This is a genomic window from Aliivibrio kagoshimensis (genome assembly GCF_050337105.1).
In the GTDB taxonomy this organism is placed as follows: Bacteria; Pseudomonadota; Gammaproteobacteria; order Enterobacterales; family Vibrionaceae; genus Aliivibrio_A; species Aliivibrio_A kagoshimensis.
Genome location: NZ_JAKJSQ010000007.1, coordinates 44,187 through 58,198 on the forward strand (window position 1 = coordinate 44,187; position 14,012 = coordinate 58,198).

Sequence of the window (14,012 nt, forward strand, 5' to 3'; positions counted from 1 at the left end):
GGCTGACCTTTGATTACGTATTTATTGTGTGTTTAATGGCTTTGCGCGTCACCAGAACCTTTAGGGAATCGAATCGATTCAACTAGGTCTTGAACGTCTTGTGGTACTTCTGCAGTGACTTTACTTATTGCAATCGATACAACAAAGTTCAGACACATACCCAAGGTACCAATACCTTCTGGACTGATACCAAACATCCAGTTATCAGGCGTATTTGCTGCTGGGTTTACAAACTTGAAGTAGATGATGTAAGCCGCAGTGAATACGATACCTGAAAGCATACCTGCAATCGCGCCTTCTTTGTTCATCTTCTTGTAGAAGATACCCAAGATGATGGCAGGGAAGAATGAGGATGCTGCTAAACCAAAGGCAAAGGCAACAACCTGAGCCACAAATCCAGGTGGATTAATCCCCAGATAACCCGCACCGACAATCGCAAGTGCCGCACCGATTCGAGCTGCGAGTAACTCCTGTTTATCCGTCATGTCCGGTTTAAAGCCTTTCTTCAACAAGTCATGAGAGATGGAGGTGGAGATAACCAAGAGTAGACCCGCTGCAGTTGATAGTGCAGCCGCTAAGCCACCTGCCGCAAGCAGTGCAACCACCCAGTTAGGCAGACCCGCTAGCTCTGGACTTGCTAATACAATGATGTCACGGTTAATTTTAACTTCGTTACGTTCATCACCCGAGTAGAACATCTTGCCATCGCCATTTTTATCTTCATAGCTAACAAGACCGGTGCTTTCCCAGTTCTTATACCAGCTAGGTGCTTCAGCAATGGTCACACCTTGCATGTCAGGGCCGTTGATTGTTTCAATCAAGTTGATTCGAGCAAAGGCCGCAATCGCAGGGGCTGTGGTATACAGAAGTGAAATAAACACTAAAGCATAACCCGCTGAGATACGTGCATCAGATACTTTTGGAACGGTGAAGAAACGAATGATTACATGTGGAAGACCGGCAGTACCAACCATTAGAGCGGCACAGATAAAGAATACGTCAACCATACTCTTTGAGCCATCAATGTAGGAGGTAAATCCGAGTTCAGCCGTTAGACCTTCAAGGCGCTCTAACACGTAGGTTTCAGAGCCTGTCACTGTCGAACCAAAACCAAGTTGAGGCAGAACATGGCCTGTCATTTGGATTGAGGTAAAGATTGCAGGAACCATGAAAGCAAAGATAAGCACACAGTACTGAGCAACCTGAGTATAAGTGATGCCTTTCATTCCACCTAAAACGGCGTAGAAGAAAACAATACCCATACCAATGATGATACCCATATTGATATCAACTTCTAGGAAGCGAGCAAATACCACACCCACTCCACGCATTTGACCTGCTACGTAAGTAAACGAAACGAAGATGGCACAAAAGACAGCTACCATACGTGCAGTTCTAGAGTAATAACGATCACCGATGAAATCTGGCACAGTGAACTTACCAAATTTACGAAGGTACGGCGCTAAACATAAAGCAAGAAGAACGTAACCGCCCGTCCAACCCATTAAGTACACACTTCCGTCGTAACCGATGAAAGAGATAATACCTGCCATTGAAATAAATGATGCAGCCGACATCCAGTCAGCAGCGGTAGCCATACCGTTAGCAAGTGGATGAACACCACCACCTGCAACATAGAACTCACTGGTTGTTCCTGCGCGAGCCCAGATTGCAATGCCGATGTATAAGGCAAATGTGATACCGACTAATATAAACGTCCAAGTTTGGATATCCATGAAATTCCCTCTTAATCTTCTTGTACGTTGAATTTTTTGTCGAGGGCATTCATGCGTGCCACGTAAACAAAAATAAGAACTACAAAGGTGTATATCGACCCTTGCTGCGCAAACCAGAACCCAAGCTTAAAGCCGCCAATTTGCACGGTATTAAGTACATCAACAAATAGAATGCCAGCGCCATATGAAACGACAAACCAGATAGCGAGCAAAGTGCCCATTATGCTGAGGTTCTCTTTCCAATAGGCTTGAGCATGGTCTTTTGATTCAAATGACATCACTGCCTCCTTTCACGTTAATAAGATGTTACAGAAACAACATTAGCAGTGAAGTCTTTATATAACAGTGCAACTTTAGTCGTGTGATTAACGAACCAATCTAGCGGGATAGCAATGAATATGTGAGATGGGTAATAAAATCGATATGTTAATTAATTGTTAACATAGCCAAAGGTCTAATACAAATAGTCGGTAGCAAACGGAGGATGTGAAAAAGTTAGCGGTTACGCTAACTTTTTATGTGGATTTTTGGGAATTGTGGGGTAACGCGTTACTCAATAGGGTCAAGTTGTTGCAGAAGGATGACCGCTTGCGTGCGGTTTTTCACCCCGAGTTTTCTAAATATTGCCGTCATGTGGGCTTTGATGGTGGCTTCAGATACATCCAAATCATAAGCGATCTGTTTATTGAGTAGGCCATCGGTGAGCATGCCGAGCACTTTGTATTGTTGAGGAGTCAAGCTGGCAATTTTATGAGCGATGTCATTGCCTTCTACATGCTCATTGATCAAGCCTGCAGGGAAGAACGGTTCGCCTGATAACACTTGGTTGAGTGCAGAGACAAGTGAGCGCATGTCGCTGGACTTGGGAATAAAACCAAAGGCGCCGTGATGTTTCACTTGGGTAACAATACTGGCTTCTTCACTGGCTGAGATGACAACAATCGGGAGATCGGGATATTGAGAGCGCAGATGAATTAAGCCTGACATGCCATTTGCTCCGGGCATTTTTAGATCAAGCAGCAACAGATCGATGTCTGACTCTTTGGCCATCAGGTCGATAAGGGTGGTGAGTGAGTCAGCCTCAAGTAAGTTTGCGCCGCTGATCGCCATATGGATCGACTGAAACAGTGCGTTGCGAAATAGAGGGTGATCATCAGCAATGATAATAGTGTAATTCGCGTCCATGAGATCTTACTTTTATAAGAGTAGTGACTTTACCGTAGCACTTGAGGGGAAAGTGAGCAATTTAATAGGGTGAAACTCTGCGCTCTATCGCTTAAAAATGAGAAAGATACATCGTGCTTTGAGCACGATGTATCCTAGCATTGTGAACTTGGTTGCTCAGTTTACGAGAGCGCCACCAGTTCGTTGGTATCAACGCCAATTAACACGCTGTCACCATTAGATAAGTGCTGAGTACCTCTGCGATGTGGATCATCCACTAGCAACTGCTGCCCACCCACATCAATCGCGTACCTGACTAGGTGGCCAAGGAACTCTTGATGAAGAATCTTACCTTCAAGCACCAGTGAAGAGGTAAGTGCTGAGGTAGGGTCACGACTAATTTCAACACTTTGTGGGCGAAATAGCAGGGACATATCCCCCCGTTTCTCTGTTTGGTACGGGAAGGTAATGCCTGATTCGGTCGAGAAGATGGTCGACCCTTGATCGTCATTCACTTTACCATTAAGTAAGTTAGCCGTGCCTAAGAAGTCAGCTACGAATCGGTTGGCAGGGTTATCATAAAGCGAGATAGGTCTTCCTGTCTGCTGAATGATGCCTTGATCAAGCACTGCAATACGATCAGAGATGGTGTTTGCTTCTTCTTGGTCATGGGTAACAAAGATGGTAGTGAGTCCCAATTTCCTCTGTAGATCAAGCAGATCTCGACGCATCTGTTCACGCAGGTTAGCATCGAGGTTAGAGAGTGGTTCATCCAACAATAACACCTGAGGTTCAACCACCACAGTACGCGCAATGGCAACACGCTGCTGCTGACCACCAGAGAGCTGAGAGGGGCGTCGATCAGCTAAGTGCATTAAACCAACCAGTTCCAGTGCATTATCAACCCGCTCTTTGATCTCTGGTTTTGGGACTTTACGCTCTTCTAGACCATAAGCGACATTCTGGCGTACTGTCATATGTGGCCAAAGCGCATAACTCTGAAATACCATACCGACGTTACGTTTCCAGGGTGGTAAATCGACAATGTCTTGGCCTCCAATGAGTATCTGACCTTCAGGCGTTGGGCCAAACCCCGCGATTGCTCGAAGCAGAGTCGACTTCCCTGAACCTGATGGCCCAAGAAAAGCGAAGAACTCACCAGGTTTAATGTCTAAATTTACCCCTTTAAGCACTTCTGTCTCACCAAAAGAGAGGGAGAGGTTATTAATGGTGATACCCACCTGTTTATCATTATTCAATTTCATTTTTATTTCTCCTACTCTTAATGACTTTTCATGCCGTTCGCTTCACGGGTACGTTCAACGATGTAATGGGATAAGTACGTGGCTAGGCCAACAATAACAACGGCAATGATGCCTAGGGCTGCGCCGGGGCCACGTCCTGCAGCACTTTGCATAAACACGTATAAACCATAAGCAAGCGGTGCATCTGATTCATTTGAAACCAACATTATGGTGGCAGATAGTTCAACTGCGGCGGTAGCAAAAGCGGTAACAAATCCAGCAAGAATACCAGCGGCCATGAGTGGTACAACGATACGCCTCACGGTGGTAGCACGTGTTGCCCCTAAGTTTTCAGATGCCTCTTCTAAGGCTGGACTTACTTGCTGCAATGACGCCACACATGAGCGCAATGCATAAGGGAGACGACGAACAGAGAGCGCAATGACAATGATTCCCCACCACGTAGCCATTGGAGCACCAGTAAATGGCATCTCGACATCGTAGAAACTTCTCAAGTAACCAATACCAAGTACCACACCAGGAACGGCAAGTGCAGCCATGGCACCAAAGTCTAACCATTTACGGCCAAGAATTTTGGTCCGCCAAACTAAGTAGGCAATTGCAGTACCTAGAATGACATCGGCTAAACCAGCCATGCCCGCATACATTAAGGTGTTTGCAATAAATCCAGACGCTTGATCAAAAGCCGTAGCATAGTGCGCCAGGGTATAAGCATCAGGGAGTGGGCTATAACTCCAGATGGTGCCGAAAGAGAGCAGTAATAGTGCGATATGAGGCGATAATACCAATAAGAGTAAGAAGATGATGACGCCATAACACATCACAAGTTCTTTGGGTTTTAGCTCGCGTTTAGAAAGACCACCGCCCCCTTTTTGAGTGGTTGAGTAATCTTTTCCTTTAAGAGCAAGAAAGGCGATCCACAGGGCGAATACCGAAAAGGCCACCAAGATAACCGAGATAACGTAACCCATAGGATCACTGATACCGACTGAGGTAATTCGTAAATACGCTTGTGGAGCCAGCATATTATTTACGTTAAGCAACAGAGGTGTGCCTAAATCATCAAAAACTTTGACAAACACCAGTGAAGCACCCGCCACATAACCTGGTAGGGCTAGTGGGAATACAATTTTTCGGAACAGTTTCAACCCTGAAGAACCCAGAGATTGTGCAGACTCTTCCATTGAGCTATCAATGTTCTGTAGGGCTGCTGATAGATTAATGAGAATGAATGGGAAGTAGTGAACACTCTGAACAAAAATCACACCGTTTAACCCTTCCATCACTGGAACGGTAAAGCCTAGATACTCATCCAATAACAGATTCATGGTACCGTTTTCACCAAACAATAGCTGCATGGCAACCGCACCAATGAAGGGGGGCATGATCAATGGCACAATGCCCAATGTTTGGATAAGCACGGTACCACGAAATTTAAATCGACTGGTAAAGTAGGCCAGTGGTAGCGCGAATATTGACGCTAAGATCACCGACATAAAGGCGACATAGAAAGAGTTAAAAAATGACTCTCTAAACAGGCTACTGCTAAAGAAATCGACAAAGTTAACCAGTGACAATGCACCGGATTGGTCTTGAAAAGCGACATAGATAACTTTCAAAACAGGAACAAATAGGAATACCAAAATAAAAGCGGCAATAGTCAGAGCGGCTAAATAGAGGCCCCAATCTTCTCTGATTTTTTTTAGCAAACTCTTGTGTTGGGCTGATTTAGAGCTGCTTTTCTGTGGTAACGACACCGTACTCATGGCTGTCTCCATTACAGATGGGTAAAAGGCTGCGAGGGAACTATCCCTCACAGCTAGAGGGTTTAAGGGTTATTGGGTTACAGTAGGTCTAAAGCTTGCTCAGCAAGTTCTTCAGCCTTCTCGTAATTCATAACCACTTGTTTATCCCACGACTGTTCAATCTCAGCTTGTCGAGCACCAACCTTATCGGTCGCTTTCTTACGCTTCTTGGTGAAAACCGCAGCGAACTCAGGATCAGAGGCTTGTTTAGCGGTAATTGGCAGTTGATTGATCAGCTCTTTTGCTTGAGCAACTAGCGCCAGTGCTGCTTGGTTATTTGCCGCTTTGGCTTTGGTTTCAGCCTCTTGAATTTCTTGAGTGGCTTCACGAAGCTCATCGAGGCGGTAGGTGATCATTACATCAAACAGACTGTTTACGACGTTATAACGTGATTTTGAGAGGTTTAAATCAAAATCGACTGAACCGATATCTTGGCCTGTGAATGGGTTTGGAAAACTGTCAGGCGCTTTAGAGTAAACGGCAGGGTTAACAGGTAAACGCTGAATTTTCTCATTGAGTAGCAGTTCCTGTCCCTCTTCAGAGAGAAGGAAATCAATAAAGGCATTCGCATTTTCTGGGTGTGGGGCGTTATTAATCTTACCGACATTCGCAGGAACCAGAGAGGTGACGCTTGGGTAGTGGAAGTCGACAGGGAAACCGCTGGCTTTGGATGAGAAGCCGAAGAAATCGATAACGATACCAACGCCAAATGCACCACTGTTTACGCCATCAGGTACCCCAAAGCTTCGTTCTGTAACCGTTTTAAAGTTGCCTGACATTGCTTTAAGTGCAGCCCAGCCATCTTGCCAGCCTTTACCTTGAATGATTGCTTCAACGGTTAAGTGAGTGGTTCCTGAACGAGAAGGTGCTGACATCCCTACATGCTTGTAGTAGACAGGGTCAGCAAGATCGACCCACTCTTTAGGGATAGGCAGTTTTTTCGCTTTCATGTAACGTTCGTTCCACATGATGCCGTAACCTGATAATGCAAAACCTTTGTAGTATCCGGCGGGATCATTAATTGGGAAAGAACCTACTTTTTCTGGAATGCCCTCAACAGAGGAGTCATATTTGGCGAGCAAGTTATTGTCTTTTAAAACCTCAAAGGCATCTGGTGCCGATGCCCAGAAAATATCAGACGCATTTTTAGAGGATGTCTCTTGTACGTACTTGATGCCCGACGTGGTTTTTTTCTTCAATATTTCTACTTTTACGTTCGGGTATTTTTTTTCAAATGCACTTTTATAGACATCCGTAACATCATTAGAAAACGACGTAACGATAACCAGCTTGTCTTCCATTGCATTTGCTATTGAACTGAAGCCTAAAGCTGAAGTAATTGCACAGCTAAGAGTCAGTAGTTTCCATCCATTTTTCATAGTTTCGCTCCGTAAGCGTAGGTACATTAATGAAGTACTGCTTAATTCGAAACGACTATTACAACTCTTGTGCCAACAATTGAACAATTTTATCTATTTGAATTATAAGAAATATAATATGATCGCTCTATATTGATGAGTCATATTCGTGAATGAATTGTTAATAATATGTTACCTATGACTCATCAAATGCGATATCAGTGTGATCTCTATCGTGTTCATTGAGGTAATCTTCACGCTTTAGGTCAAACTTCTTCATTCTTAAGTAGAGGTTTTTACGTGGAATATCCAGATGTTCAGCCGTTTTTCCTATCTGCCCCTCAAACAGTCGTAAGGTGCTATCGATGATGGTGTACTCACACTGGTTAAGCTGGGCGCCTAGGCTCTGAGGTTGTGAACTGGTGTCTGGCTGTATGATGTCGGAAATGCCTAATACGATTCGATCTGCTTCATTCATTAATTCACGAACATTGCCTGGCCATTCATGGTTGATTAACTGGTTAAAATGACTTGGGAGAAGCACTGGCGATCGACGTTGGTGGCGTTTTTCAGCTTGGTTGATAAAGTGGCTGAGCAGCAGTGGAATGTCCTCTTTTCTCTGGCGCAGTGTGGGAATGTCTAATGAGGCAACATTTAATCGATAATAGAGGTCTTCGCGGAAAATGCCCGATGTTGAGCAGAGTCGTAGATCGGATTTGGAGGCCGATATTACTTTAAGATCGACCTCTATGATCTGATTACTACCCACCCTTTCAAGCTCCCCCTCCTGAATCACGCGCAACAATCTTATTTGCGCAGTCAGTGGCATGCTCTCAATTTCATCAAGAAATAGAGTTCCTCCGGAAGCGTGCTCTATTTTGCCAATGCGTTTTTTACTGGCTCCAGTAAAACTCCCAACCTCATGGCCAAACAGTTCGGATTCGATCAAGTTTTCTGGAAGGGCTCCACAGTTAATGGCAACGAAATGGTGTTGGCTGCGATCTGAAAACGTATGTAAAGCACGGGCAATTTTCTCTTTTCCAGTGCCAGTCTCACCGTTTAAGACAATGTTCACATCAGCATTGGCCAAGGTGAGTAGTCGATGTTTCAGTTTTACCATGGCATCAGATTGACCAATCAATAGCTCATCCAGGCTGATGTGCCTTGGCGATTCTGATTTTAGTCGGCGGTTTTCTAAGGTTAAGGTACGGTGCTTTATCGCCTTATCCACAATACCAAGCAGGTGCTCTGGATGCAGCGGCTTTTCAAGAAAATCAAACGCGCCCTCTTTAACACAGTTCAGAGCCATCTCAATATCAGCATGACCGGAAATGAGAATAAAGGGTAACTCAGGATCAATGGTATGCACCTGTTTCATGAAGGTGATGCCATCCATGCTTGGCATACGAATATCGGAAACCACAATATAATTTGAATCGTAGTGCAGTTTCGGGATCGCATTATCCGGTGTTGAGAAGGCCGAAACAGTGAAGTTTTTTAACTGCAGTATTTCACTGAGACTCTCTCGTAGCTCTTGATTATCTTCAACTAAAATTACGTGTGCTTGATGAGGCATAAGCGGATCTCCGTTCCTTGGTTGATCTGCGAAGATAGGGTGATATTACCACCGAAATCTTTAATGATATTATGAGAAATTGACATGCCTAACCCAAGCCCTTCACCAACCTCTTTGGTGGTGTAGAAGGGTTCAAATATATTTTGAGGCCGGTCACTGTCTATGCCACAACCGTTGTCGGTAATGGTCAGTACAATCTGTTCGTTGTTAATAGCTGAACTGTGGATCTGTATGAGAGGCGTTAAGGTTTGATGTTGTTGTCGTACCTTAATCGCATCAATCGCGTTACTGATTAAATTTACTATGACCTGTTCTAATCGAATAGGATCAGCCAGTACTGAGTGGCTATCATCAATGGTGAGTGCAAACCATTGGTCAGTAATTTGTGTATCGGTAAATAGCGAGATACTGTCCTCAACCACCCTGTTTAATGAGGTTGAGCTGAGTTTTCCGCTGCTCTTTCTTGAGAAAGATTTAAGATGCTGACATAACTTAGTCGCGCGATCGGTGATGTTATTGATTTTCTCTAACTTCAATGCCAACGAGTCAAACTGTTGCTGCTCTAAGTACTGGTTAGCCAAATAGGTGTTGGATTTAATGGCCGCCAGCGGTTGACTAAATTCGTGTACGATCCCCGCGGTTAATTGACCTAGCATTGCGAGTTTGCTGGCTTGGGTTAACTCATTTTGGGTATTACGTAGGTCGTTTTCCGTCTGTACTCGATGCGCAATCTCCTCTTTTAGCTTGTCGTTCGTCTGTTCAAGTTGTTGAGTATATTGCTGGATACGCAGTGCATTGGTATTAAATACCTGAGTGGCTTGAGAGAGCTTCGCTAACTCATCATTTCCACGTACTTGTGTTGGGGTTAAGGTCTCTCCCATTGCGAGATGTCGCATACTTCTTAAAATTGTAGAGAGTCGATTAAGCAGTTGAGACTTCAAGTACCAACCAACCACGAGCGATAAAACGGCGACACAAATGATGGTAATAGTTAGGTTTTTTTGACTCTTCACCATGGCATCAGAGAGTGCTTGAATGGAGGACTCAGTATCATGTTGAGCTTGAATAACGGCTTGAGTCACGATCAGCTTTACTCTCTGAATGAGGTATTGGTTCTCAAGCAACAGTTCTTTATTCGCTTCTTGTAGTTGCAGGGCTTTTAAACTGACTTGAATGACATTGTTGCTGTCATTGATACGTAGGTTTAGCTGTTCAGCAATCTGTCTGATGGTAACAGTACTGGGAATTGTCACCAGTAGGTGAAGTTGTTGTTTGATGGCAAAGAATGTTTCATCAATCACACTTTGAGTAGAGAGAATTTCTGAACGAGTAGACAGTAGGGTTGAGCGCTGCAATAGGTCAAAGACGAGATTAATGTTTGTTTCAAGCGTCAGCAGCTGATGGCGAATATCACTCTGCGTACCAAGGGTTTTAATCTCTTGGTGAGTTAACGTTCTGTTTTGACTTAGGCGTTTAATGAGTAAATTGAGGTTATAGATACTGTCATTAATAAGAGGAGTGATCTCATCAATAAACTCGATCTGCATCCAGTGAAGAAGTTGCCTCTTCTCCTCTTTTTGACTCTGTATTGTCAGTCGTAATCGAGCATTGATATTCAGTGAGGAGATGTTCTCAGTGATTGCTTCTTTTAAAAATATCAGTTCATGATGACTTTCTGGAACGATACCTTGTTGGCTAAATTGAGAGAGCTTTGGCAGGCTGGTGGTCAAGCGTTGATAAGCGGATGTTAAGCTCACTTTATCTTTCGCCAGCATTAAGTTCGTCGCATCGGTGGCGATCTGTCCTCCGATTTCAGCAAACAATGATGCAGCAGCAATCGTTGGTATCTGTTCGGTGGAAACTCGTTCTACCGAATTGGTTAGCTTTTGAAAAGAGAAGGTGGTTGATACCATGAACGAGATAGCGATACAGCCTAACAATAGGTAGAGGGCGAGAATACGGGTAGCAATGCTATTTCTCTTTTGCATTTAACACCTCTGGCTCTTTTCCGTCGACTAATAGCTGGGTTGCTTTCTCTAGTTGGAGGTTGGAAATTTGGCGCCACTGCTGGCTAATTCGCTGATAAAACTCATGGTGTTTATTGATTGGGCTTAAGCGTCTGTTGAGCTCCGGGTCACTGGCGACGGACTCTGCAATGGGCGTTTGAGTCGCTCGTTGTTTACTTTGACGTTTCAATGCGGGATAGAGAACGCTATCGATGGAGTACCATTCACGCCAAAAAACACCGAGTTCGTTGATTCGATGACTGATCATTTGATCAAAGAGCGTGTTGACTACATGGTAACGACTGGCAGATAAGGCGAGATCGAAATGAAAAGGCGTCGCACTTTCAACCCGTTGCTTGTTTTCTAAAGAGATACGGTTGACACTCGGTAGGCTGAGTAGTGATTGCCCCTGTTCAGAGAGTAAAAACGAGACAAAAACTCGGCTAATCATCTCCTGCTCAGTGGAAGCGGTGATCGCCACTGTTGCTGGTAACAGTGGAGTATTAGGCAGAGGTGCAAAACCAACATTGTGGCCACTGTCTAGTGCACTGCGGTAAAAAAAGTCCACAACAGGAGCAATGCCAAAACGCTGTTTTAAAATCCCTTCACGAACACCAAAACTCCGGGCTGTAATGGTCGCTAAATTCCCTCCTAACTGTTGTAACAGTGCCCAACCTTCATTCCAGCCATATTGCTGCAGTATCAGTTCGATCATCAAATGATTGGTGCCGGATCGCGAAGGAGCACTTAGGGCGATGGTGTGCTGATAGTGTGGCTTAAGAAGATCGTTCCAGTTAGAAGGGGGAGGAAGTTGATTATCAGATAAGAAATCATTGTGCCAAAAAAGGCCAAATTGAGACCAAGCAAATGTTTCAAAATGGTGCGGGCTACTTAAATTGATTTTTTGCAGCAACTGTTGCTGCTGTAACATCATCATGGCATCCGAAGAGCTTAACCACACAATATCGGGTTTTGGTTCTCTATTCTGTTGAATATGAGTAATGACCGCTGGGGTGTTTTTATTAAATACTTTTACTAATAGTTGGGGGTTTTTCTGTTCAAATTCTTTGACGATTGGGAGATAAAAACTTTCAGGGAAAGAGGTTAATATCACCACTTTGTTTGGATTGGCTTTCACATAGAAAGAGAACGCACTGCCAATTATGATGGCGAAGAATAGGGTGTTAATCCAAGTGCGAACTGTCATAGCAACCTCTATTAGTTAATTTAGCTAATAGAGAGTCTTTCAAAAAAACATAAATTTAACAAAACTGAAACAGTAAACTGTGAACAGAGAGACGAATATAAATCACGTTTAAGGGATCAATTGGTTGCTCTGTAAATGCTTAATAAAGGGAGCTGATTTCATAAATCCTGTTAATCGAGCATTCGATAACTGGTTACCCTGCTTATCCCAGAAATCGATGGTTGGTAGACCTAAAACATTCATGCTTTTCAGCAGTTGTATGTCATCCATGCTGTTTTTGGTAACGTCAATTTGTAACAGAACAAAACCGGTAAGAAGGGGTTCAACATCTTGGTGATGGAAGGTGTATTTTTCAAATTCTTTACAGGCCACGCACCAGTCAGCATAAAAATCGAGCATCACTGGTTTACCGGCCATTTTGGCTGTCGCCAGTTCTCGGTTTAACTCTTCCATGTTACTGATACGTTGAAAGCTCACCGCTGTATTTTTCGTGGAGATCTCTCCACTGCTAGTGAAATAATCTATCGCAGGAATCGAAGAGGCAACAATACCAAGAATGGCAATAATACCAATAAGACTGCTTCTCCAGCCTGGTTTCATGGCAGTTTTGATGTGATACAACCAACCAAATGCCGCTAATCCTAGGAGCATCCAAAGATAAGGGGTGAGTGAATGTGGCAAGATACGCTCTAGTAAAAAGACTGGGACGGCGAGCAGAATAAAGCCAAATAGGGTTTTGACATGAGTCATCCAGTTGCCGGCTTTTGGTAGCAGTTTATTACCAAACATAGCCGCTAAAATAAGTGGGATCCCCATACCAATAGCCAGTGCGTATAGCGCGACGGCTCCAGTTAGCAGATCGCCACTTTGCGCTACATAAATCAGAGCGCCAGAGAGCGGTGCAGTGGTACAAGGGGAGCAAACTAATCCTGAAATCGCCCCCATCGTAAAGACACCAGCTAGGCTACCCCCTTGTTGCTTATTGCTTAAGTTACTTAACCAAGTTTGCATAGAACTTGGCAACGATAGGGTGAATAGCCCAAACATCGAGAGAGCTAAAGCGACAAACATAACGCTCAAAGCAATTAATACATAGGGGTGTTGCAAGGCTGCTTGAAACTGCATACCTGCAGAGGCGACGACTAAACCCAATAAGGTGTAGGTGAGCGCCATGCCTTGTACATACACAAAGGAGAGCTTAAACGCTTTACCGTGGCTGAGTTTTCCTCCTCCCAATACAATGCCGGTTAAAATGGGATACATAGGCAGTACACAAGGAGTAAAGGCTAAACCGATGCCTAAGCCGAAAAAGAGCAGCGGTGTCCACCAGTTATCGCTTAGGTTCTCAGCAAGATCTTGCTGCTCAGTAAGCGGCGCATTTTGAATGGTCGAACTATTTGGACTGTTACTCTGAGTGCTATTACTGGCACTGTCGATCATCGACAGTGGGATCTTTCTCACCTCGGGTGGGTAACAAAATCCTGCTTTTGCACAGCCTTGATAACGAACCGTTAGTTCCCCCCCTTTTTGTACTGAATTTAACGGTACTTTGATTTGCAAAGGGGTGGTGTAAATATTGACATCACCGAAGAATTCATCGTTATGTGGCGTGCCTTCATCCATGATCAAATCACCAATCTCAGCATGATTGGCGGTCACTGAAATTCTCTGCTGATAGAGGTAGTAGTCGGGTTTCACTTGCCAATCTAAAACGACGTGATCACGGTTTTGAATAAAGTTAAAAGGGAATGCTTGATCAACCGTAACAAATGTTGAAGCGCTGTTATCACTTAGACTAGAGAGGTTTAGCTCAGCATTAGCCGTGTTGAACATACCTAGCATAAACAAGATAACAGTGGAAAAGAGAGTTTTCATGAAAAAAGAGTGAGTCATTA

Annotated in this window: 10 protein-coding genes; all 10 read right to left on the reverse strand. The window is 44.1% G+C overall.

Annotated elements, in window-relative coordinates; translation table 11 throughout:
- Positions 1 to 32: 32 nt before the first annotated feature.
- A complete protein-coding gene (locus L4C32_RS04270; RefSeq protein WP_428195619.1) occupies positions 33 to 1,736 on the reverse strand; it encodes a sodium:solute symporter family protein in 1,704 nt (567 codons plus the stop codon).
- 11 nt (positions 1,737 to 1,747) lie between these two features.
- Positions 1,748 to 2,014 carry a DUF4212 domain-containing protein gene (locus L4C32_RS04275; protein ID WP_428195620.1) on the reverse strand — a complete coding sequence of 89 codons (267 nt, stop codon included), beginning with the start codon at positions 2,012 to 2,014 and terminating at the stop codon, positions 1,748 to 1,750.
- A gap of 271 nt (positions 2,015 to 2,285) precedes the next feature.
- A complete protein-coding gene (locus L4C32_RS04280; protein WP_428195621.1) occupies positions 2,286 to 2,921 on the reverse strand; it encodes a response regulator transcription factor in 636 nt (211 codons plus the stop codon).
- 161 nt (positions 2,922 to 3,082) lie between these two features.
- Positions 3,083 to 4,165 (reverse strand): ABC transporter ATP-binding protein, encoded by a 1,083-nt coding sequence (locus tag L4C32_RS04285; RefSeq protein WP_428195622.1) that lies wholly within the window; start codon positions 4,163 to 4,165, stop codon positions 3,083 to 3,085.
- Between the two features lie 17 nt (positions 4,166 to 4,182).
- Entirely contained in the window at positions 4,183 to 5,931 is a 1,749-nt protein-coding gene (locus L4C32_RS04290) for an ABC transporter permease (RefSeq protein ID WP_428195623.1), read from the reverse strand.
- 77 nt (positions 5,932 to 6,008) lie between these two features.
- Complete coding sequence (locus L4C32_RS04295) at positions 6,009 to 7,349, reverse strand: ABC transporter substrate-binding protein (protein ID WP_428195624.1); 1,341 nt, start codon at positions 7,347 to 7,349, stop codon at positions 6,009 to 6,011.
- A 175-nt stretch (positions 7,350 to 7,524) separates the two neighbouring features.
- Positions 7,525 to 8,904 carry a sigma-54-dependent transcriptional regulator gene (locus L4C32_RS04300; RefSeq protein WP_428195625.1) on the reverse strand — a complete coding sequence of 460 codons (1,380 nt, stop codon included), beginning with the start codon at positions 8,902 to 8,904 and terminating at the stop codon, positions 7,525 to 7,527.
- Positions 8,883 to 10,892, reverse strand: coding sequence for an ATP-binding protein (locus tag L4C32_RS04305; protein ID WP_428195626.1), 2,010 nt, complete (start codon positions 10,890 to 10,892; stop codon positions 8,883 to 8,885). Before L4C32_RS04305 ends, L4C32_RS04300 begins: the two co-directional genes overlap by 22 nt.
- A complete protein-coding gene (locus L4C32_RS04310; protein WP_428195627.1) occupies positions 10,876 to 12,117 on the reverse strand; it encodes an ABC transporter substrate-binding protein in 1,242 nt (413 codons plus the stop codon). The genes L4C32_RS04305 and L4C32_RS04310 overlap by 17 nt, the downstream gene beginning before the upstream one ends.
- Positions 12,118 to 12,225: 108 nt before the next feature.
- The gene (locus tag L4C32_RS04315) at positions 12,226 to 14,010 is read right to left on the reverse strand and encodes a protein-disulfide reductase DsbD (RefSeq protein WP_428195628.1); all 1,785 of its coding nucleotides are present in this window, start codon (positions 14,008 to 14,010) and stop codon (positions 12,226 to 12,228) included.
- Between the last annotated feature and the right edge of the window lie 2 nt (positions 14,011 to 14,012).

Coding starts and splice junctions, on each gene's coding strand:
- L4C32_RS04310 (WP_428195627.1), bottom strand. CDS start 12,117: ATGACAGTTCGCACTTGGATTAACACCCTATTCTTCGCCATCATAATT.
- L4C32_RS04300 (WP_428195625.1), bottom strand. CDS start 8,904: ATGCCTCATCAAGCACACGTAATTTTAGTTGAAGATAATCAAGAGCTA.
- L4C32_RS04280 (WP_428195621.1), bottom strand. CDS start 2,921: ATGGACGCGAATTACACTATTATCATTGCTGATGATCACCCTCTATTT.
- L4C32_RS04315 (WP_428195628.1), bottom strand. CDS start 14,010: ATGACTCACTCTTTTTTCATGAAAACTCTCTTTTCCACTGTTATCTTG.
- L4C32_RS04290 (WP_428195623.1), bottom strand. CDS start 5,931: ATGAGTACGGTGTCGTTACCACAGAAAAGCAGCTCTAAATCAGCCCAA.
- L4C32_RS04285 (WP_428195622.1), bottom strand. CDS start 4,165: ATGAAATTGAATAATGATAAACAGGTGGGTATCACCATTAATAACCTC.
- L4C32_RS04275 (WP_428195620.1), bottom strand. CDS start 2,014: ATGTCATTTGAATCAAAAGACCATGCTCAAGCCTATTGGAAAGAGAAC.
- L4C32_RS04295 (WP_428195624.1), bottom strand. CDS start 7,349: ATGAAAAATGGATGGAAACTACTGACTCTTAGCTGTGCAATTACTTCA.
- L4C32_RS04270 (WP_428195619.1), bottom strand. CDS start 1,736: ATGGATATCCAAACTTGGACGTTTATATTAGTCGGTATCACATTTGCC.
- L4C32_RS04305 (WP_428195626.1), bottom strand. CDS start 10,892: ATGCAAAAGAGAAATAGCATTGCTACCCGTATTCTCGCCCTCTACCTA.